Source organism: Ruegeria sp. AF5 (assembly GCF_056541905.1).
This window is the reverse complement of the sequence record NZ_JBQFYZ010000001.1, coordinates 452740-471635: the sequence shown is the minus strand read 5'-3', so window position 1 is coordinate 471635 and position 18896 is coordinate 452740. Positions and strand designations below refer to the sequence as shown.

Below are 18896 nucleotides of genomic sequence, written 5' to 3'. Positions count from 1 at the left end.
CATGGCGAAGCCGACGACAATCAAGATCCGTCTGAACTCGACCGCGGGCACGGGCCACTTCTACGTGACCAAAAAGAACGCGCGCACCATGACCGAGAAAATGACCATTCGTAAATACGATCCGGTCGTTCGCAAGCATGTCGAGTACAAGGAAGGCAAGATCAAGTAATCTTTCCGTTCCATTTGGACTTTCCAAAAAGGCTCTGCTTGGCAGAGCCTTTTTTTGTGCTGAATTCCGGTGCTTGGTCGCCAATTACGTCAACATGCCCATCTGGGGCCGTTGCAGGAGCGCATCAGCCACCGATGCAATCGCATTGGCTGTGGCTTGCTTTTTGTGCCGACCTGCAAGTACGCTTGAGCAAACCGCCACAAAATGTTGACCGCCATGAAAAAAATCTTGTTATCCACAATAGCCGTTCTGACTTTGGCGGCTTGTGAAGACCCGTTCAACCGTGAAGGTGTCGGGTTTACCGGAATCGATGGCGAACCCCGCACGATTTCCGACGTTCCCGGAGCCGTCGCATTTCTGCCGCCTGAAACGAATGTCCCGGCTGAGCTGGCAGAACTTCAGACCGTTACTCTATTGGCTGATGAAGTGGACCCCTCCAAGGTGGCAGCCGTTGCTATCGATAATGGCGGGCGGACGCCGGACAATGCGGTCCAGCTACAGGGCAGCGATACGAACCTGTTCCTGAGCACCGTCAGTGTCAACGGAACCTTGTTTGGTGTCCTTCGCACGCCGACGAACAGCGTAAAGGTCGATAACTCGATCGGTGTTGGTTTTGCGCAAGAGGCCGAGCGTTTTACCGGGTGCCTGCCTGCTGGTGATGTGTTCCGCAAAGGCACGTCCGAGCGTAGTTCGGGCTTTGCGGTGCCGTTGAACTGCAGCTAAGTCTCATACCTTCTGATGTATCAAGCCCTCGCCGATCTGGTGGGGGCTTTTCTTATCTGGGTACGCGCGGACGCCGTAGCTTTGTCCGCCAGGATTCATGTACCGGGCAAGCGCGATCATCAGTTGGTTCTAAACGAAAAAAGGCCGGTCTGATGACCGGCCTTTCCCTTACGTTGGTTTGCAGTTACTCGCGGTTACCCAAGAATTGCAGCAGGAACATGAACAGGTTGATGAAGTCCAGGTACAGGTTCAACGCGCCCATGATAGCGGCCTTGCCCAGCCATTCCTGATCGCCACTATGGGCCATTTGCAGGTATGTGTTCTTGATATTTTGGGTGTCATAGGCGGTCAGGCCCGCGAAGATCAGAACACCGATGGCCGAGATTGCAAAGGCAACGGCCGAAGACGCCAGAAAGATGTTCACAACCATCGCGACGATCAGGCCGATCAGGCCCATCATCAGGAAAGTGCCCATGGCGGACAAGTCTTTCTTGGTTGTGTAACCATACAGGGACAGGCCCGCAAACGCGATTGCGGTGATCAGGAAGACCTGAATGACCGACTCACCGGTGAAAACAAGGAAGATCCAGCTGATCGAAACGCCCATCACCGCCGCAAAAACGTAGAACACCAGCTGTGCGGCAGCCGCCGACATACGGTTGATCCCGGCGCTGAAGCCGAAGACAAACAGCAGAGGTGCAAACATGATGACCCAGCGCAGGGGCGACGCGTAAATGCTATAGCCCAGCGATGTCAGATAGGTGTCGGCATTCAACTGTGCTGCTGCGGCTGACGGATCGCTTGTGGTTGCCAGGCCTGCGATGGCCCAGGCTGCTGCGAATGTGATCAGCATGCCTACGGACATAGTGCCATAGACTTTGTTCATATGGGCGCGCAGGCCCTCATCAATCTCGGCAGCGCGCGCGCCGGCCGCCGTCCGGATCGTGTCGAATTGTGCCATCAAAGGGTCTCCCTTTACATAATTATTAAGCCCCCCGGCTGTGCGGGAAGCGTTCTAGGCAAATATCGGCAACTCAGGGCTGTGTTTCAAGTATTTACCGCGGAAAACCAACTAATTTACGCAACAAAAGTGACGGTCCGCATCAGCCGACCGCCACTCATGAAGTTACTATTTGATTTTGCATCACTTCTGCCAGAATTCCGGCGCGTCCCAGACGAAACGGCTGGCTTCGGCATCAGCCTCTGATCTGGAGACTCCGATGTCCTGAAGGGCGCGGTCATCAAGCCGTGCCAGTTGGCGGCGTTGACGCTTCAGGGAAACAGCACGCCTGATGATAGTGCCGAGCGATTGCTTTTGGGGCTTGCAAGGGCGATGAATGGCAATTTGGGTCATATTTATTGTCCTTTCGTCTTTTTTCGATGGTTTTTCATGTCTTCATCAATTTCCTTGATTGATATGGGAGAGTATGACATATTTTAAAAACGAATATTTTTGATGGAACCCATAAGGAATTGTGAAGATGCGGAATCTGGACATCACAACCCTGCGTTCATTTGTTGCTGTGGCGGATCAGGGTGGGGTGACGCGCGCTGCAGGTTTCCTGCATCTGACGCAATCTGCGGTCTCGATGCAGTTGAAACGGCTGGAGGAGCTGCTTGGCCTTCAGCTGTTGGACCGCAGTGGCAGAACGATTGCCCTGACCGCGTCCGGTGAACAATTGCTGGCTTATGCGCGCCGTATGATCGCGTTGAATGATGAGGTCATCTCGAAACTGACCGATCAGGCCTTTGAAGGTGAGGTGGTATTGGGGGTTCCTCACGACATAGTTTACCCGGCCATCCCACGGGTCCTGCAACGGTTCAACGCGGATTTCCCGCGAGTCCGAGTTCAGTTGGTGTCGTCTTATTCATTGCAATTGAAAGAGATGTACAAACGCGGCGAATGTGACGTGATCCTGACCACGGAACCGTCGTCGGTGGACGGTGCGGAAACCATTGCAGAGCTGCCCTTGCGCTGGATAGGTGCGCCGGGCGGGTCGGCCTGGCGTAAGCGTCCGCTGCCTTTGGCACTTGGACGTCGCTGCTTGTTTCGACCACAGGTGATATCGGCGCTGGATGCGGCCGGTATCCCCTGGGAGCTGTCGGTGGAAACTGAAAACGACCGCACAATCGAGGCCACGGTCAGCGCTGATCTGGCAGTGTATGCGGCACTGGAAGGTACCGAAGCCGCACATCTTGAACAGATCGAAGGCGGCGGTGCGCTACCGGACCTGCCTGCGCATATGATCAACCTGTATGGTGGAGAGCCGGGTCGAGACGCGGTTGTCGAAGCGCTGGCGCAGTTAGTGCGTCAGAACTTTCGCCTGCTTGGGGGGACACAGCTGCGCGCCGTGGTGGGCTGATTGCGGTCAGGGGGTGATCACAATTTTGCCTGTCGATTTTCGCTCTTTCAGCAACCGCATGGCCTGCGCGACCTCATCAAGAGGCAAGACGTGGCTGATGTGTGGATTGATGCGGCCCTCGGTGTGCCAGCGGAAAAGGGTGTCAAAACTTTCGCGTACGGCTTCTGGCCGGAATTTCAGATACCCGCCAATGTAAAAGCCGATCACGGTCAGGTTCTTGACCAGCAGATGATTGGCGGGGATTTGCGGAACTTCCCCGCCGGCAAACCCGATGGGCAGCAGGCGGCCTTCGGGATTGGTGGCGCGGAAGGCCGCCTTGAACACATCGCCGCCGATTGCGTCATAAACGACATCCGCGCCGCCAAGCGATCTGACCCGAGCCCTTAGATCCTCTGCGGCATCAATCAGGTGATCGGCCCCTGCGGTGCGGGCAACGGCCAGCTTTTCAGGGCCGCGGGCCTGTGCGATGACGGTGGCACCCATGAGCTTGCCGATTTCAACCGCGGTCAGCCCAACACCGCCTGCTGCGCCGGTGACCAGAAGCGTTTCGCCGGGTTGCAGCCGGGCACGGTGGTCAAGGGCCATGTGACTGGTGCCATAGGCTATCTGGATCGCTGCGGCGTCTTCGAAACGGGTCGTGTCCGGCAGCGGGATCGCGCGATCGGCGTCGAAAACGCCATATTCTGCCAGACCGCCCTGACCGGAATAGACGGCGATCCGGTCGCCCGGTTTCAGGGTGGACACACCTGGACCGATGGCATCCACGACACCGGCTACTTCCATACCCAAAGTAAACGGCGCAGGCGGTGTATCCTGATACGTGCCTTTCTGCATCAGCAGATCAGCGAAATTCAACCCGCAGGCTTTGATCGCAACCCGTACCTGACCCTCACCCGGCTCGGGTTTCGGTACATCGCACAGCTGGGCAACTGCCCCGTCAGATCTAATACAATAGGCCTTCATTTGGTTCCTCACGTGCTTGGGGCATAGGCACGTGAGCTGTGCGAGATGTCAATTCCTTATGCGCGGCGTCATGAAACGCCTGAAAATCTGTCGCATGTCCAGCCGGGCCACGCGAACAGCGGGCAGGGCATTTGACGCATACAACCACAGCCCTTGTGAGGGGGGATCGACTCAACCAGCTTGAAAAAAAATTCAAAACCGGCAATATTGGCAAGCAGTGCTGGTAACGGGGGACGGCACAGTCCGGATCTGGGGGCGGTTAAGGAAGCCCCTATTGGTATTGCGATCTCGGACGTCGCACGATCCCGTACAAATGTGTGTGTAGTAGAGGAGAATACCAATGACTCATCACGTCGATGTCCATGTGGGCAAGCGCGTTCGGCATCGCCGCTGGCTGATTGGGATGACCCAGCAACAATTGGCGCAGCAAGTTGGTATCAAGTTTCAGCAAATCCAGAAATATGAGACCGGAGCCAACCGAATCAGCGCGTCCCGCCTGTGGGACATTGCCGAGGCATTGGACGTACCGGTCAGCTTCTTCTTTGAAGGTCTGGAAGAGGCCCAGAAAAGCAGCGCGGAAAAGAAATCTGTTCCAGCCGATCTGATGGGCGATAAAGAAGCCCTGGATCTAGTTCGCTCTTACTACGCAATTCCGGAAAACCAGCGCCGCCGCCTGTTTGAACTTGCACGTGTCCTCAGCGACGTCGCCTGATCAGACCGGCTTGACTTTGTCAGGTAATGCCCGCACCAGAGTGCCATGCATCCGGCGAGTTTAAGCGACATTGAAATTGCAGAAGAAATGGCCGAAGCGGCACGCGCGGCCATTCTTCCTTTTTTCCGTCAGACCAATCTGGAAACTGCGAACAAGCTGACCGAAGGGTTTGACCCCGTCACCGTAGCGGATCGGGCCGCTGAAAAAGCCATGCGAGAGGTGCTGTCCCGATTGCGCCCTGAAGATGGCGTATTGGGTGAAGAATACGGTGCGCACAAGGGCAGCAGTGGCCGAACCTGGGTTCTGGACCCCATCGACGGCACGCGCGGGTTTATCAGTGGCACACCAACCTGGGGCGTTCTGATCGCGCTCAGCACAGCAGACGGGCCGATCATGGGGGTGATTGATCAGCCCTACATTGGCGAACGCTTTGTCGGATCGACAGCTGGTGCGCAGCTTACAGGGCCACAGGGGACCAGAAAGCTGCAAACACGGGGGACGAAATCTCTGGCGCAGGCGACGCTGTTCACCACTTTTCCTGAAGTCGGCACCCCGGATGACCGGGCCGGGTTTCAGGCCGTGTCGGAGCAGGTGCAACTGACTCGATATGGAATGGACTGCTACGCTTATGCCTTGTTGGCCGCAGGGCAAGCAGATCTGGTGATCGAAGCAGGGCTGAACTCATATGACATTCAGGCCCCTATCGCGGTTATTCAGGCGGCAGGCGGAATTGTGACCGATTGGCAAGGCGGCCCGGCGCATGAGGGCGGTCGAGCATTGGCCGCAGCCAACGCAGAAATACATGCAGAGGCACTTCAGATCCTGCGTCGGTTCTGAAACCTGTTGTCGCAGATCCCGATGGCGGGTACATAATACCCGGTCGGTTCTTGAGCCCGTTTTCCGCCGACCTTCGCACTCCTTGCAAGAGACGGGCAGATGCAGGAGCGCGACATGACAGAAATCCTACTCAAAAACGCTGATCTGATCCTGACGATGGACGAGTCCCGGCAGGAACTCCCCGCGGCGGACATTCTGATCCGCGACGGCCAGATCGCGGGGATCGGGCACGGATTGCAAACACAAGGCGAGGTTCACGATGTTTCGGGCTGTCTGGTGACACCCGGGTTAGTGAACACCCATCACCATCTTTACCAAACGTTGACCCGCGCGGTGCCGGGCGGGCAGGATGCATTGCTGTTCGGGTGGCTTCAGACACTCTATCCGATTTGGGCGAAGTTCGGACCAGACGAGATGTTCACCTCGGCCCAGATCGGTTTGGCAGAGCTGGCGCTGTCAGGCTGTACGCTCAGTTCTGATCACCTGTACCTCTATCCCAATGGTTCGCGGCTGGAGGACACGATTGCTGCCGCATCCGAGTTGGGGATGCGATTTCACCCGACACGTGGCGCGATGAGCATTGGTGAAAGCGATGGCGGCCTGCCTCCGGACAGTCTGGTGGAAGAAGAAACTGCCATTCTGGACGACATGATCCGCGTCGTGGATGCATTTCACGATCCGTCAGAAGGGTCGATGTGCCGCGTAGGTCTTTCCCCGTGTTCACCGTTTTCCGTCAGCCGGGACCTGATGCGAGATGCAGCCCTTCTGGCACGGGACAAAGGTGTGATGTTGCATACGCATCTGGCTGAAAACGATGAAGATATCGCCTATTCACAGGCTCAGTTCGGTTGTCGGCCCGGTCAATACGCCGAAGATCTGGGTTGGACTGGCCCGGATGTGTGGCACGCCCATTGTGTCAAGTTGGACGGGGCCGAGATTGATCTGTTTTCACGTACGAAAACTGGTGTCGCTCATTGCCCATGTTCGAACTGCCGTCTGGGATCAGGCATCGCGCCGGTGCGGGCGATGCGCGATGCGGGGGTAAAGGTGGGTCTCGGCGCTGATGGTTCGGCAAGTAATGACAACGGCAATCTGATGCTTGAGGCTAGGCAGGCGCTGCTGTTGCAGCGGGTGGTCAATGGGGCAGATGCGATGTCGGCCCGTGAAGCGTTGGAGATTGCGACACGTGGCGGGGCCGATGTGCTGGGGCGTCCCGATTGCGGGCGGCTTATGCCGGGAAAACGTGCGGATGTCGCTGTTTGGGATATGCGCTGTATCGAAAGCGCAGGCAGTTGGGACCCGGCAGCTCTGCTTCTTGCAGGTCCGATGCAGGTAAAGCACCTGTTTGTCGAAGGCCGCCAGATCGTGCGGGACGGGCATATCACGACGATTGACCTGCCCCGCGTGATTGAGCGTCAAAACAGTCTTGCCAAGGAGTTGCAGGCCTAAGCGGCCTGCCGCCCACCGATCCAGACCTCGGCCACAGCCCGATCATCACCCATCATGATGGTCGGGAAGATGGCCTCCCAAACATCGTTTGCGCGAGCTTCGCGCTGGGCGATGGCCGGGGTCGAGGCGAGATCAATCACGACCAGATCCGCCTCCATTCCCGGAGCAATGTTGCCGATGCAATCATCCATCCGTAGGCTGCGCGCCGACCCGACTGTACCCAGCCACAGCAATTGCGCCGGATGCAGGGGGCGCCCACGCAACTGACCGATTTCATATGCGGCAGCCATGGTGCGAAGCATTGAAAAACTTGATCCGCCACCGGTATCCGTTGCCAAACCGATCCGGTGGCCATCGTGGGTCAAGCCGTTCATGTCGAACAGACCCGACCCGATGAAGGTGTTCGAGGTGGGGCAGTGGATCAGCGACGCATCAACCTCGCGCAGACGATCGCGTTCCCGGTCTTCCAGATGGATGACATGCCCATAAAGTCCGTTCTGTCCCAGCAGCCCGAACTTTTCGTAAGTGTCCAGATAGTCCCGCGCATCGGGGAACAGGGAGCGAACCCACTCGATTTCGTCTGTCTGCTCGCTCAGGTGTGTTTGCATCAGGCAATGGGGATGTTCCGCCCAAAGCGCGCCCATGGCCTCAAGCTGTTCAGGGGTGGACGTAGGTGAAAACCGGGGCGTGATGGCATAGGACAGGCGGTCGACACGGTGCCATTTCTCAAGCAGCGCGGCAGATTGGTCATAGGCGGTCTGGGCCGTGTCACGCAGACCTTCAGGCGCATTGCGATCCATGCAGGTCTTGCCCGCGACCACGCGCTGTCCCCGTTGCTGCGCGGCAGTGAAAAAGGCATCCACGCTTTCGGGGTGGATGGTGCAAAAACTGCACATCGTCGTGGTGCCATGGGCGGCAGTCAGATCCAGATAACGGTTGGCGATTTCAGAGGCGTATTCAGGATCACCAAACTTCATCTCTTCGGGGAAGGTGTAGGTGTTCAGCCAGTCGATCAACCGCTTACCCCAACTGGCAATCATGGCCGTCTGTGGATAGTGCACATGCGGGTCAACGAAACCCGCAATGATCAGGTGATTGCCATGGTCCTTGATGACGGCATCAGGGTGACGCCGCATCAGCGCATCGGACGCGCCGACATCGGCAACGCGTCCTTTGTCAATCACGACCGCTTCGTCCAGCCGGGTCGCTTCGGTTGGCTCTCCGTCAAAGGGTGAGCCTGTGAAACTCAGAACGCGCCCTTTCAAAAGCGTCTTTTGCGCCATTTGCCCTGTTCTCCACCTGTTTGGGACCGCGCTGTAGCATAGGCAGACGAAAGAAGTGGGTAAATCGGCGCATTGTCATTGTTTTCTGGTAGCTGCTTCTTCTATTTAGGGGCCAATCGCCGAAAGAAGGGGGCAGCGCATGACGACAGGCAATAACCAAGCCGAACACGATCTGCCCCAGGACGAAGACGCGTATGCGCTGGATCGCCGGACCGTGGCGGCGATCCTTTATGCGGTTGATGTGGATGATCGCGACAAGCTGATTGAGCTGATGGAGCCGCTGCACGCGGCCGATATCGCTGACCTTTTGGAGCAGATCAATCCTTATGACCGGGCCCGGCTGATCCGGCTTTATGATAAGGAATTTGACGGCGACATCCTGTCTGAACTGGACGAAGCGGTCCGCGAGGAAATCATCGCCGTCCTGACCCCCGAGGTTCTGGCGGAAGCCGTGCGCGAGATGGAAAGCGACGACGTCGTTGACCTTCTGGAAGATCTTGAGGAACCGCAGCAGGAAGCCATTCTGGACGCGCTCGAAGATTCCGAGCGGCTAGCGGCGCAACAGGCGCTGGCTTACCCCGAGAGTTCGGCTGGTCGTTTGATGCAGCGCGAGGTCGTCATGGCACCCGAGCATTGGACCGTCGGTCAGGCCATCGACTTCATGCGTGCCAATGACGATCTGCCCGAGCAGTTCTATCATGTTGTTCTGGTCGATCCGCGCCTGAAACCAACAGCGCAGGTGACATTGGGCAAGCTGATGGCGTCCCGTCGTGAGGTGCCGTTGCGCGATCTGGCGGAAGAGGAGTTTCACATCATCCCCGTTGATCAGGACGAGGAGGACGTGGCTTACGCCTTCAACCAGTATCACCTGATCTCGGCCCCCGTGGTGGATGCCGATGGGCGCCTGGTTGGTGTGATCACCATCGATGACGCGATGGTCGTTCTGGATGAAGAGCACGAAGAAGACATCCTGCGCCTTGCCGGTGTGAGCGACGAAAGCTCTCTGTCCGACAGTGTCGCGGCGACCAGTCGGCGACGGTTGCCCTGGCTGGCGGTAAACCTGTGCACGGCAATCTGTGCTTCGTTGGTAATCTCACAATTTGCGGCGGCTATTGACCAGCTTGTCGCGCTGGCCATCCTGATGCCGATTGTTGCATCCATGGGGGGCAATGCGGGTACTCAGTCGCTAACCGTTGCAGTGCGCGCACTGGCGACGCGCGACCTGACCAATTCAAACGTGATGCGCGTAATCAGGCGGGAACTGCTGGTGGGCATGTTGAACGGGCTCTGTTTTGCCATTGTACTGGGGACCGTGGGGATGCTGTGGTTCGGTTCACCTTGGCTGGGTGTCGTGATTGGGTCAGCCTTGGTCGTGAACATGATCATCGCGGGCTTTGCAGGTACGGTAGTACCGGTAGTGCTGGATCGTCTGGGAATTGACCCGGCTCTGGCGTCAGGAACCTTTGTGACAACCACAACCGATGTCATGGGGTTCTTCATCTTTCTTGGGCTAGCCAGTGTGGTGCTATTGTGACCGATCTGACTGAAATCAAAGCAGCTGCACGCAAAGCGGCGTTTGCGCGCCGCAAGGTCGCGTTCGACACGCGTGTTCCCGGTGCAGCCGGACGTTTGTCCGAGGTTCTGGCGGGTTATCGCGGTGTGCCCTTGTCAGGCTACATGCCGATCCGGACCGAGATCGACCCGGTATCCGCCATGGCTGAAGCTTCGGCTTATGGGCCTGTTGGTGTTCCAGTGATCCAAGCCGCTGGAAAACCGCTGAAATTTTCGCGCTGGACGCCGGAAGGACCGCTGAAAGACGGCCCATTCGGTGCCAGAGTGCCCGAGGTCGATGACTATTTCGACCCCGAGATCCTGATCGTGCCGCTAGTGGCTTTTGATGCCAACGGCGGGCGTCTGGGATATGGCGGTGGATTTTATGACCGCACGCTGGAAGGATTGCGAGGCAAGCGCGCGACACTGGCAATCGGTTTCGCTTTTGACGCGCAAGAGGCGCAGGATCTGCCGCTGGAGCCGACCGATCAGCCGCTGGACATGGTTGTCACGGAAAGCCGGGTGCTGACGTTCTAAGCCTCATTGCTGAAAGTGGCTGCGTAAATAGTCCCAGGCATCCACTTCCGTGCCGTCCTTCAGGATGCAGACACCAAAGACGCTTCCGTCTTCGTTCTTCCGAAGTTGGTAAACTCCATCATTCTCGACGCAAAAGGTTGCCGCGGGATTGGGCATGGATGTCTTTGTGCCTTGCGCCATAACGCCCGAAGCGACCACAAGGCCGACTGTCAATATTGCCAATAACTTCACAACATATCCTTTTGATATAAGCGCATGGCTAAGACTTTGCCACGCCTGCAAGCAATTTCAAGTTCGGGCTCAACTTAAATTTCACGGTTCCGCCTTGTTATTGCCCAGCACAGCCCCTACGACCCGGATCATGAGGATTTTGTTTCTTGGTGATGTCATGGGGCGCGCGGGGCGCGCGGCCGTTCAGCAACATTTGCCGCGCCTGCGCGACGAATGGCGGCTGGATTTCGTTGTGGTCAATGGCGAAAACGCGTCGAACGGCATGGGGTTGAGCGGCGATCACGCCAAGCTGCTGCTGGATGCCGGTGCAGATTGCCTGACATTGGGCGACCATGCGTTCGACCAGAAAGACATGCTGCAATATATCGAGAAAGAACAGCGCATCGTGCGCCCGGTGAACTATGCCAAGGGCGCGCCGGGGCGGGGGCACCGGCTGTTCAACGCACCCGGAGGGCGCAAGGTTCTGGTGGTGCAGGTGTTGGGGCAGGTCTTTATGAAACGGCCATTCGACGACCCGTTCTCGGCCATAGAGCCCATCCTGAAATCGCACCCCAGGGGCGGGCAGGCACAAGCCATCATTGTCGATATGCATTGTGAGGCGACGTCCGAGAAGATGGCCATGGGTCACTATTGCGACAAGCGCGCCAGCCTTGTGGTGGGCACACATACCCATGTACCGACAGCGGATTCGCAGATTCTGCCGGGCGGCACAGGCTATCTGACGGATGCGGGCATGTGCGGCGACTATGACTCGGTCATTGGTATGGACAAGCAGGAACCGATGCGCCGGTTCATAACCGGGATGCCCAAGACCCGGTTTACCCCTGCCAATGGCGAGGCCACGCTGAGCGGAGTGTTCGTCGAAACGGATGATCGCGACGGTCAGGCCAAATCTGTTCGCATGGTGCGCGTTGGTGGGCGTTTGGAACAAGCCGGGCCTGATTAACGAACGTCGGGCTTGCCCTGCCACGCGCAATGCGTGAAACTGCATGTCATCAGGCGCTTGGGCCAGGGTTCGGACAGAATACCACGAATGAATTTCCTTTCACTGACAGAGACGGGCAGCGCAATTCTGGCGCTGCTGATTGTTGCGAGCATGTTCGTCATGTTCCTGCGCGAGGTTTATCCGACCGAGGTCGTGGCCATCGGCGGTGTCTCACTGATGCTGGTCACAGGGATATTGCCCTATCAAAGCGCGCTGGCGGTCTTGTCCAATCCCGCGCCCTGGACGATTGGGGCGATGTTCATCATCATGGGGGCCTTGGTGCGGACCGGGGCCTTGGACGCCTTCACGTCGACCGCGCAAAGGCAGGCGCAGGTCAACCCGCGCATTGCCATCGGATTGCTGATGGGGTTTGTCGTTCTGGCCTCGGCTTTTGTGTCTAACACGCCCGTTGTTGTGGTCATGATCCCGGTCTTTGTTCAGATCGCCCGCACCCTGAACGTTCCCGCGTCAAAGCTGCTAATTCCGCTCAGCTATGCCGCCATTCTTGGCGGGACACTGACATTGATCGGAACGTCCACCAACCTGCTGGTGGATGGTGTGGCCCGCGCGCAGGGGATGAAAGCATTCACGATATTCGAGGTCACGCCGCTGGGGATTGCACTGGTGATCTACGGCATGGTCTATCTGCGCTTCATCGCCCCCAGATTACTGCCCGAGCGGGACAGCATGGCCTCGCTGCTCAGCGACCGGTCCAGAATGAAGTTTTTCACCGAAGCGGTCATTCCGCCCGACAGCAACCTGATCGGGCGTGAAGTGACCGGCGTTCAGTTGTTCAAACGTCCCGGCGTGCGTCTGATCGATGTGGTCCGGGGCGATGAATCGCTGCGGCGCAATCTGAAGGGCGTTGAATTGCAGGTCGGTGACCGCGTGGTTCTGCGCACCGAGATGACCGAACTTCTGAGCCTACAGAGCAACAAAGAGCTGAAGCGTGTGGATCAGGTTTCTGCTGTCGAGACCAAGACGGTCGAGGTGCTGATCACACCCGGATGCCGTTTGGTGGGTCGGACCCTTGGAATGATGCGACTTCGGCGTCGGTATGGTGTCTATGTGCTGGCCGTTCACCGTCGCAATCAGAATATCGGTCGCCAGTTGGATGATCTGGTGGTTCGGGTAGGGGATACATTACTGCTGGAGGGCGCCCCGGCAGATATCCAGCGCCTTGCCGCGGACATGGACATGGTGGATGTCAGCCAGCCCTCTGCACGCGCCTTCCGTCGCAGTCATGCACCGATTGCAATTGGCGCGCTGGTCGGGATCGTCGTCTTGGCGGCATTGGGTGTCGCGCCGATCCTGCTGTTGTCGATTGTGGCCGTAGCCGTGGTTCTTCTGACCCGTTGCATCGATGCGGACGAGGCGTTTTCGTTTGTCGAAGGTCGCCTGTTGGCGCTGATCTTTGCGATGCTCGCCATCGGTGCGTCACTGGACAGCTCTGGCGCGGTTTCACTGATTGTCGAGGCCGTGGCGCCGGGACTAAGCGCTTTGCCGCCGTTCCTGATCATCTGGGCGATCTATCTGCTGACTTCGGTGCTGACCGAACTGGTTTCCAACAATGCGGTCGCAGTTGTGGTCACGCCTATAGCCATCGGGCTGGCCCAGGCCGTCGGAATGGACCCGCGCCCGTTGGTGGTTGCGGTTATGGTCGCGGCTTCGGCGTCCTTTGCAACACCGATCGGGTACCAGACCAACATGATGGTCTACGGCCCTGGCGGCTACAGGTTCACCGATTTCATGAAGGTGGGTGTTCCGCTTAACCTGACGGTCGGATTGTTGGCATCCCTTCTTATTCCATTGATCTGGCCTTTGTGATTTCGGCGCAGAATCGCCACTTTGGCGAAGCACATCTTGCAAAGACCCAAGGGCACACGATCTTTTGCGAAGAGGGTTTGCAAAAGGATTTGACCGATGCAGCATTTGGGTCGCGCAATATGGGCGGGTGCAGCAACTTGGGCAGCTTTAAGCAGTGTCGCTATTGCCGGTATTGTTGAAGGGACCGCAACGTACCGAGAGCGCATTGCACTGCCACCGGACGCAACCCTTTATGTTGAGCTTCAGGATATCTCGCTGGCCGATGCCCCCGCTGTCACTCTTGCCGCGCAACGGTATGCGCTGAGCGGGGTGCCCGCGCAGTTCAAATTGACCTATGACGACGCGCTGATCATGGATGCTCATCGCTATGGCGTGCGGGCTTCAGTGATGCAGGGGCAAAACTTGCTGTTCACCACAGATACTGTGTACCCGGTTCTGACGAATGGGGCAGAAAATGCCGCTGATCTTCTGTTGGTTCAGGTCCAGGGGCAGGGGGCGGCAACGCTGGACAACACCCAATGGGCCGCCTCGGGCCTGAATGGTGCGCCTGTCGAATCCGAGAAACGCCCCGAGCTTGTATTTGGTCAGGATGGGGTTTTTTCAGGAAGCAGCGGCTGCAACCGGTTCAGCGGTCAGGCCGAGATTTCCGGTAATCGCATTGCGTTTCCAGACAACATGGCTGCAACACTCATGGCGTGCCCGCCCCCGCTGGACGCGGTTGAGCGGCAATTCCTGCAAGCCTTGCAGAACGTCACGACATTCGCGATGCAGGGCAACGCTCTGGCTCTGCTAGATGCGCAGGGCCAACCGGTGATCAAACTGGTGCGCAAGTAACAGGGAAAGTGCGTCAGGCGACGGCCCTTGAACGCCCGGCATTGCGACCGGAAAAGATGCAGCCGCCCAGGAATGTGCCCTCCAGCGCGTTGTAGCCGTGATAGCCGCCACCGCCGAATCCGGCGACTTCACCAGCAGCGAACAGGCCCGGCACGACATTGCCATCTGATCCAATCATCTGACTGTCCAGATTGGTCTGCAACCCACCCAGAGATTTGCGTGTCAGGATATGCAGCTTGACGGCAATAAGCGGGCCGTTGGCCGGATCCAGAAACTTATGCGGTTTGGCTGTGCGGATCAGTTTATCTCCGCGATAATTGCGCGCGGCAAGGATCGCCATCATCTGCGCGTCTTTCGAAAAGGGGTTGTCGACCTGCAAATCCCGGGCTTCGATCTGGGCACGCAGATGAGCCTCGTCTATCGGAGTGTCGCCCAGATGGTTCATGCCGTTGACCAGTTCAGTCAGCGTGTTGGCAACAACAAAATCCTCACCCTTTTCCTTGAACGCCTCGACCGGGGCGGTTGCGCTGGAACCTGACAGAATGCGTTGGCGGATTACCTCTTTCCAGCTGCCCGAAGTGAAGTCGGGGTTTTGTTCCGACCCAGACAGCGCAAATTCCTTTTTGATCACCTTCTGGGTCAGAACGAACCAGCTGTATTCATACCCGGTTTTCAGGATCTCACGCAGTGTCCCCAATGTGTCGAACCCCGGCAGGCACGGCGGAGCAAGGCGGTTACCTCTGGCGTCAAACCACATTGAACTTGGGCCGGGCAGGATACGAATGCCGTGGGCGGGCCAGATCGGGTCCCAGTTGCGCACGCCTTCGGTGTAGTGCCACATCCGATCACCGTTGATGACATGGCCGCCCGCTTTTTCGCTGATTGCGATCATGCGGCCATCGACGTGAAAGGGCACCCCTGCAACCATATCTTTTGGTGGCTCACCCAAACGGTCCCGGGGCCAATTTTGACGCACCATATCAAAATTGCCACCAATACCGCCGGACGTGACGATGATCGACGGGGCATAAACTTCGAACTCGCCAACCTCATCACGGTTGGTTTTGCCGCCGCGCCGGGAGGTGTCATCGGCCAGAATTTCTCCGGAAACGCCTTTGGCGGTTCCGTTCTGCATGATGATATGGCTGACCTGGTGGCGGAACTTCATCTGGATCAATCCGGCGCTGACATGGTCGCGGACACGTCGGATGAAGTGTTCAAGAACGCCGGGGCCGGTGCCCCATGTGATGTGAAAGCGCGGGACCGAGTTGCCGTGCCCCGTCGCATAAGACCCGCCACGTTCGGCCCAGCCAACGACCGGAAACCAGCGCAGGCCCATTTCGTGCAGCCATGGACGCATCTCGCCAGCCGCAAACTCGATATAGGCTTCGGCCCATTTGCGGGGCCATGCGTCTTCGTCACGGTCAAACTGTGCGCTGCCCATCCAGTCGCGCAACGCCAGATCGTGGCTGTCGCGTATACCCATGCGGCGCTGTTCGGGGGTGTCGACCATGAACAGTCCGCCAAGGCTCCAGAACGCCTGACCACCCAGAAAGCTTTCGGGTTCCTGATCGACAATGATCACCTTCTTGCCCCGGTCGCCCAGTTCCGCCGCAGCGGCCAGCCCGGCCAACCCGGAACCGACGATAATCGCATCTGCAGTATTGTTTGTCATGAACACTCCTTTCAGCGGCGGCGGAACAATGCGGTGAACGGCAGATCCACGGCAGGCAATATGATGCCAAAGATGGCCGAAAGCAGTGCCAGCAAAACAAGGCGGCCGGCAATGGCAACCTGATGATCCGCAATCATCCCCTCGCAAAGTTGAGTCAGATCAGCCTAAGCGAGGCGGAATGGCGCAGGCAACCGCGCCGTTGGGTCACTCGTATCGCTGGACGAAACGGCGCAGGATTTCGCCGGGCTGCGTAACCTCTGCCGAATGGCAGTGGTCGATCAGTTTCTGCGCGTCTTCGGGCGGGAAGTAACCGTGGTTCCTGTAGATGTTGATGCGCTGTTCAAAGTCTTTGGCATCGGCTTCCGGATGGAACTGAGTGGCATAGACGTTCCGGCCCCAGCGGATCATCTGAAACGGGCAGGGGTCGGACGCAACAAGGTGAACGCAGCCCTCGGGCAGGGTTTGAACCGCTTCTTTGTGGCCAACAAACGCATCAAAGGTGGCGTCCAATTCTGCGGTCAATGGGTCTTGTTGTCCTTCGGGGGTCAGGCGGCACCTGGACGGTCCCACAGGCTCGCCATACCGGGCTTTGCTGACGTTGCCATCCAAATGTACCGCCAGAATACCAAGGCCATAGCAGCACCCCATGAAGGGATGATCCTGCGCGGTAATCTGCGGCATCAAACCCAGGATTGCGGCTTCGATCCGCGCATCCGTCGCGGATTTGGTTGCGGGGTCATCACTGACGCATCCCGGCCCACCGCCTACAATTACCCCCGCATAGTCCGCGACTTTCAGCCCTTCTGGCAGGTCTTCGCGATCCAGACGGATGCGATGCGTGCGTTCGGGCGACAACCCGCTGCGGTTCAGGATCGAAGCAAATTCTGCGTCGGAGGCATCCGTTTCCGGGCGCAGTTGCAGGATCAAAAAGCGTTTCATGATCAGCCTTTACCCGTCACAGCGGCCAAAAGACAAGGATGGCGGGGACGGAAACCGCGATGATCAGAGCCTCCAGCGGCAGGCCCATGCGCCAGTAGTCGCCAAAATGATAGCCGCCGGGGCCCAGAACCAGCGTGTTGTTCTTGTGACCGATAGGCGTCAGGAACGCAGCCGAGGCCGCAACGGCCACGGTCATCAGGAACGGGTCGGGCGACACCCCGAGCGTTTGGGCCATCTGGATGCCCACCGGGGCCGCGACGATGGCGGTGGCGGTGTTGTTCAGGACATCCGACAAGGTCATCGTCACAACCATCAGTACGGTCAGGATCGCCCATGCAGGCAGGCCGTTGGTCAGCTGGATCAGCGCATTGGCAATCAGCTCGGTGCCGCCGGATGTTTCCAAAGCGCTGCCCAGAGGGATCATCGAACCCAGCAGTACAACAACGGGCCATTCGATATGGTTATAGATCTCCGTGATTGGCATGACCTTGGTCAGCACATAGGCAATGACGACAAGACCCAATGCGACTGGAAGGTAAATCAATCCGACACTGGCCGCGAAAACGGCAGCGGCAAACAGACCGATGGCCAACCAGGCCTTGTCGTTTGCCGTCACGTTCAAACCGCGCTCGGCCAGAGGCAGACAACCCAGCCATTCTGTCACGTCGGCGCTGCGATCACGGGGGCAAAGCAGCAGCAGGATGTCTCCCGGTTGAACCTCGGTCTTGCGAACCTGTTCGGTGATCTGACGACCCTGACGCGAGATGCCCATCAGGACGGTACTTTGGCGCCAGGCCAGTCCAATACCCTGCGCAGTACGGCCGGTTATGCGCGCGCTTTCGGGAACGACCACTTCGATTACTTCCAGACCTTCGCCCTCGGCAGTCAGCAGCTCTTGCCGTCGTGTGTCCGAGAAATCCAGTTTCAGCGCTGAACGGAACTCGTCCAGCGCCTCCGGGCGCGCTTCCAGTACCAGCGCGTCGCCATCGTTCAGTGTGGCATCGGTTGACCGGCCATATCGCCGTTTCCCATCCCGGATCAGGCCGATGATAGCCACGTCGGATTTTTCGGCCGTTTCATAAAGTTCGCTGACCCGTTTACCGATATGTGCAGAGCCCGGCGGGATCGTCAGTTCGGCAATGTATTCGGCCAGCACCTCGGATGTTTCTTGTTGTACGCCGCGATTGGGGATCAATCGCCATCCGATCAGCGCGACAAATGCCAGACCGGCAATCGCTGCAATTCCACCAACAGGGGCGAAATCGAACATGTGAAACGGCTCACCCAGTGTTTCCTGCCGGATCGAGGCGATGATGATATTCGGCGGGGTGCCGATCAGGGTGACCATGCCCCCCAGAATGGTGGCAAAGCTCAGGGGCATCAGGGACAGACCCGGGGGCCGACCCGCTTTGCGCGCGGTCTGAATATCCACGGGCATCAGCAGGGCAAGCGCCGCGACATTGTTCATGAAGGCCGACAGAATCGCACTGATCCCGCCCATCAGGGCGATATGCGCGCCCAGCCCCCGTGACGCATCAACCAGAGTGCGGGTGATCAGAAAGACCGCTCCCGACCTGACCAAACCGGCAGAGACCACAAGCACCAGCGCGACGATAATGGTCGCCGGGTGGCCAAAGCCCGCAAAGGCGCCACCCACCGGCACAACACCCAGAACGACGCCGATCATAAGCGCGGCAAAAGCCACAAGATCGTATCGAAACCGACCCCAAAGCAGCATTCCGAAGACAGTGATGAAAAGGGCAAAAAGTATGATCTGATCTGTCGTCATGCCGTCACCATACAAGGCGGTGAGGTCGT

The 18896-nt window shown here is 58.2% G+C and carries 20 protein-coding genes; 11 read left to right on the top strand and 9 right to left on the bottom strand.

From position 1 onward, the window contains the following. The first annotated feature begins 1 nt into the window (after position 1). Complete coding sequence (gene rpmG / locus ACR0DS_RS02325; RefSeq protein ID WP_037309480.1) at positions 2–169, top strand: 50S ribosomal protein L33; 168 nt, start codon at positions 2–4, stop codon at positions 167–169. A gap of 216 nt (positions 170–385) precedes the next feature. After that, positions 386–892, top strand: coding sequence for a hypothetical protein (locus ACR0DS_RS02320; protein ID WP_209504619.1), 507 nt, complete (start codon positions 386–388; stop codon positions 890–892). Positions 893–1076: 184 nt separating this feature from the next. On the opposite strand, the gene ACR0DS_RS02315 is transcribed toward ACR0DS_RS02320, so the two are convergent. Continuing rightward, positions 1077–1853, bottom strand: coding sequence for a Bax inhibitor-1/YccA family protein (locus tag ACR0DS_RS02315; protein WP_209504618.1), 777 nt, complete (start codon positions 1851–1853; stop codon positions 1077–1079). A 183-nt stretch (positions 1854–2036) separates the two neighbouring features. Beyond that, a complete protein-coding gene (locus tag ACR0DS_RS02310; protein ID WP_267367668.1) occupies positions 2037–2246 on the bottom strand; it encodes a DUF1127 domain-containing protein in 210 nt (69 codons plus the stop codon). A gap of 127 nt (positions 2247–2373) precedes the next feature. On the opposite strand from ACR0DS_RS02310, the gene ACR0DS_RS02305 reads away from it, so the two are divergent. Then, positions 2374–3255, top strand: coding sequence for a LysR family transcriptional regulator (locus ACR0DS_RS02305; protein ID WP_480516174.1), 882 nt, complete (start codon positions 2374–2376; stop codon positions 3253–3255). A 6-nt stretch (positions 3256–3261) separates the two neighbouring features. Here ACR0DS_RS02305 and ACR0DS_RS02300 read toward each other — a convergent pair whose 3' ends face one another. Continuing rightward, positions 3262–4218, bottom strand: a complete 957-nt coding sequence (locus ACR0DS_RS02300) for an NADPH:quinone oxidoreductase family protein (RefSeq protein WP_480557659.1) — start codon at positions 4216–4218, stop codon at positions 3262–3264. A gap of 340 nt (positions 4219–4558) precedes the next feature. Between ACR0DS_RS02300 and ACR0DS_RS02295 the strand changes: the two genes are divergently transcribed. The 3 genes from ACR0DS_RS02295 (at position 4559) to ACR0DS_RS02285 (ending at position 7216) form a co-directional block, all read left to right on the top strand. After that, positions 4559–4930, top strand: coding sequence for a helix-turn-helix domain-containing protein (locus ACR0DS_RS02295; RefSeq protein ID WP_267365354.1), 372 nt, complete (start codon positions 4559–4561; stop codon positions 4928–4930). A gap of 45 nt (positions 4931–4975) precedes the next feature. Further along, positions 4976–5767: a histidinol-phosphatase gene (hisN, locus tag ACR0DS_RS02290; protein WP_480545776.1), complete on the top strand. Its 792-nt coding sequence runs from the start codon at positions 4976–4978 to the stop codon at positions 5765–5767. 114 nt (positions 5768–5881) lie between these two features. Next, positions 5882–7216, top strand: a complete 1335-nt coding sequence (locus tag ACR0DS_RS02285; protein WP_480557657.1) for an 8-oxoguanine deaminase — start codon at positions 5882–5884, stop codon at positions 7214–7216. On the opposite strand, the gene guaD is transcribed toward ACR0DS_RS02285, so the two are convergent. Beyond that, positions 7213–8499 carry a guanine deaminase gene (gene guaD / locus ACR0DS_RS02280; RefSeq protein ID WP_480557655.1) on the bottom strand — a complete coding sequence of 429 codons (1287 nt, stop codon included), beginning with the start codon at positions 8497–8499 and terminating at the stop codon, positions 7213–7215. The two genes, ACR0DS_RS02285 and guaD, sit on opposite strands and share 4 nt — an antisense overlap. 139 nt (positions 8500–8638) lie before the next feature. On the opposite strand from guaD, the gene mgtE reads away from it, so the two are divergent. Further along, positions 8639–10033, top strand: coding sequence for a magnesium transporter (mgtE, locus tag ACR0DS_RS02275; RefSeq protein ID WP_480557653.1), 1395 nt, complete (start codon positions 8639–8641; stop codon positions 10031–10033). Continuing rightward, positions 10030–10587: a 5-formyltetrahydrofolate cyclo-ligase gene (locus ACR0DS_RS02270; protein WP_480557651.1), complete on the top strand. Its 558-nt coding sequence runs from the start codon at positions 10030–10032 to the stop codon at positions 10585–10587. The genes mgtE and ACR0DS_RS02270 overlap by 4 nt, the downstream gene beginning before the upstream one ends. Positions 10588–10590: 3 nt before the next feature. Here ACR0DS_RS02270 and ACR0DS_RS02265 read toward each other — a convergent pair whose 3' ends face one another. Continuing rightward, a complete protein-coding gene (locus ACR0DS_RS02265) occupies positions 10591–10800 on the bottom strand; it encodes a putative hemolysin (protein WP_480557649.1) in 210 nt (69 codons plus the stop codon). A gap of 148 nt (positions 10801–10948) precedes the next feature. On the opposite strand from ACR0DS_RS02265, the gene ACR0DS_RS02260 reads away from it, so the two are divergent. From ACR0DS_RS02260 to ACR0DS_RS02250, 3 genes are all read left to right on the top strand, one after another. Then, on the top strand, positions 10949–11764 hold the full coding sequence (locus ACR0DS_RS02260) for a TIGR00282 family metallophosphoesterase (protein WP_209504607.1): 816 nt from the start codon (positions 10949–10951) through the stop codon (positions 11762–11764). 87 nt (positions 11765–11851) lie between these two features. Then, the gene (locus ACR0DS_RS02255) at positions 11852–13630 is read left to right on the top strand and encodes an SLC13 family permease (RefSeq protein ID WP_480557648.1); all 1779 of its coding nucleotides are present in this window, start codon (positions 11852–11854) and stop codon (positions 13628–13630) included. 96 nt (positions 13631–13726) lie between these two features. Continuing rightward, the gene (locus ACR0DS_RS02250) at positions 13727–14464 is read left to right on the top strand and encodes a YbaY family lipoprotein (RefSeq protein WP_480557646.1); all 738 of its coding nucleotides are present in this window, start codon (positions 13727–13729) and stop codon (positions 14462–14464) included. Between the two features lie 13 nt (positions 14465–14477). Here the strand turns inward: ACR0DS_RS02250 and ACR0DS_RS02245 are convergent, their stop codons facing one another. From ACR0DS_RS02245 to ACR0DS_RS02230, 4 genes are all read right to left on the bottom strand, one after another. After that, positions 14478–16139 (bottom strand): FAD-binding dehydrogenase, encoded by a 1662-nt coding sequence (locus tag ACR0DS_RS02245; protein WP_480557644.1) that lies wholly within the window; start codon positions 16137–16139, stop codon positions 14478–14480. An 11-nt stretch (positions 16140–16150) separates the two neighbouring features. Further along, a complete protein-coding gene (locus ACR0DS_RS02240; RefSeq protein WP_480557642.1) occupies positions 16151–16276 on the bottom strand; it encodes a hypothetical protein in 126 nt (41 codons plus the stop codon). Between the two features lie 67 nt (positions 16277–16343). Further along, the gene (locus tag ACR0DS_RS02235) at positions 16344–17078 is read right to left on the bottom strand and encodes a glutamine amidotransferase (RefSeq protein ID WP_480557641.1); all 735 of its coding nucleotides are present in this window, start codon (positions 17076–17078) and stop codon (positions 16344–16346) included. Between the two features lie 16 nt (positions 17079–17094). Further along, the gene (locus tag ACR0DS_RS02230) at positions 17095–18867 is read right to left on the bottom strand and encodes an SLC13 family permease (RefSeq protein ID WP_480557639.1); all 1773 of its coding nucleotides are present in this window, start codon (positions 18865–18867) and stop codon (positions 17095–17097) included. Positions 18868–18896: the final 29 nt, after the last annotated feature.

Coding starts and splice junctions, on each gene's coding strand:
- rpmG (WP_037309480.1), top strand. CDS start 2: ATGGCGAAGCCGACGACAATCAAGATCCGTCTGAACTCGACCGCGGGC.
- ACR0DS_RS02320 (WP_209504619.1), top strand. CDS start 386: ATGAAAAAAATCTTGTTATCCACAATAGCCGTTCTGACTTTGGCGGCT.
- ACR0DS_RS02315 (WP_209504618.1), bottom strand. CDS start 1,853: ATGGCACAATTCGACACGATCCGGACGGCGGCCGGCGCGCGCGCTGCC.
- ACR0DS_RS02310 (WP_267367668.1), bottom strand. CDS start 2,246: ATGACCCAAATTGCCATTCATCGCCCTTGCAAGCCCCAAAAGCAATCG.
- ACR0DS_RS02305 (WP_480516174.1), top strand. CDS start 2,374: ATGCGGAATCTGGACATCACAACCCTGCGTTCATTTGTTGCTGTGGCG.
- ACR0DS_RS02300 (WP_480557659.1), bottom strand. CDS start 4,218: ATGAAGGCCTATTGTATTAGATCTGACGGGGCAGTTGCCCAGCTGTGC.
- ACR0DS_RS02295 (WP_267365354.1), top strand. CDS start 4,559: ATGACTCATCACGTCGATGTCCATGTGGGCAAGCGCGTTCGGCATCGC.
- hisN (WP_480545776.1), top strand. CDS start 4,976: ATGCATCCGGCGAGTTTAAGCGACATTGAAATTGCAGAAGAAATGGCC.
- ACR0DS_RS02285 (WP_480557657.1), top strand. CDS start 5,882: ATGACAGAAATCCTACTCAAAAACGCTGATCTGATCCTGACGATGGAC.
- guaD (WP_480557655.1), bottom strand. CDS start 8,499: ATGGCGCAAAAGACGCTTTTGAAAGGGCGCGTTCTGAGTTTCACAGGC.
- mgtE (WP_480557653.1), top strand. CDS start 8,639: ATGACGACAGGCAATAACCAAGCCGAACACGATCTGCCCCAGGACGAA.
- ACR0DS_RS02260 (WP_209504607.1), top strand. CDS start 10,949: ATGAGGATTTTGTTTCTTGGTGATGTCATGGGGCGCGCGGGGCGCGCG.
- ACR0DS_RS02255 (WP_480557648.1), top strand. CDS start 11,852: ATGAATTTCCTTTCACTGACAGAGACGGGCAGCGCAATTCTGGCGCTG.
- ACR0DS_RS02250 (WP_480557646.1), top strand. CDS start 13,727: ATGCAGCATTTGGGTCGCGCAATATGGGCGGGTGCAGCAACTTGGGCA.
- ACR0DS_RS02245 (WP_480557644.1), bottom strand. CDS start 16,139: ATGACAAACAATACTGCAGATGCGATTATCGTCGGTTCCGGGTTGGCC.
- ACR0DS_RS02240 (WP_480557642.1), bottom strand. CDS start 16,276: ATGATTGCGGATCATCAGGTTGCCATTGCCGGCCGCCTTGTTTTGCTG.
- ACR0DS_RS02235 (WP_480557641.1), bottom strand. CDS start 17,078: ATGAAACGCTTTTTGATCCTGCAACTGCGCCCGGAAACGGATGCCTCC.
- ACR0DS_RS02230 (WP_480557639.1), bottom strand. CDS start 18,867: ATGACGACAGATCAGATCATACTTTTTGCCCTTTTCATCACTGTCTTC.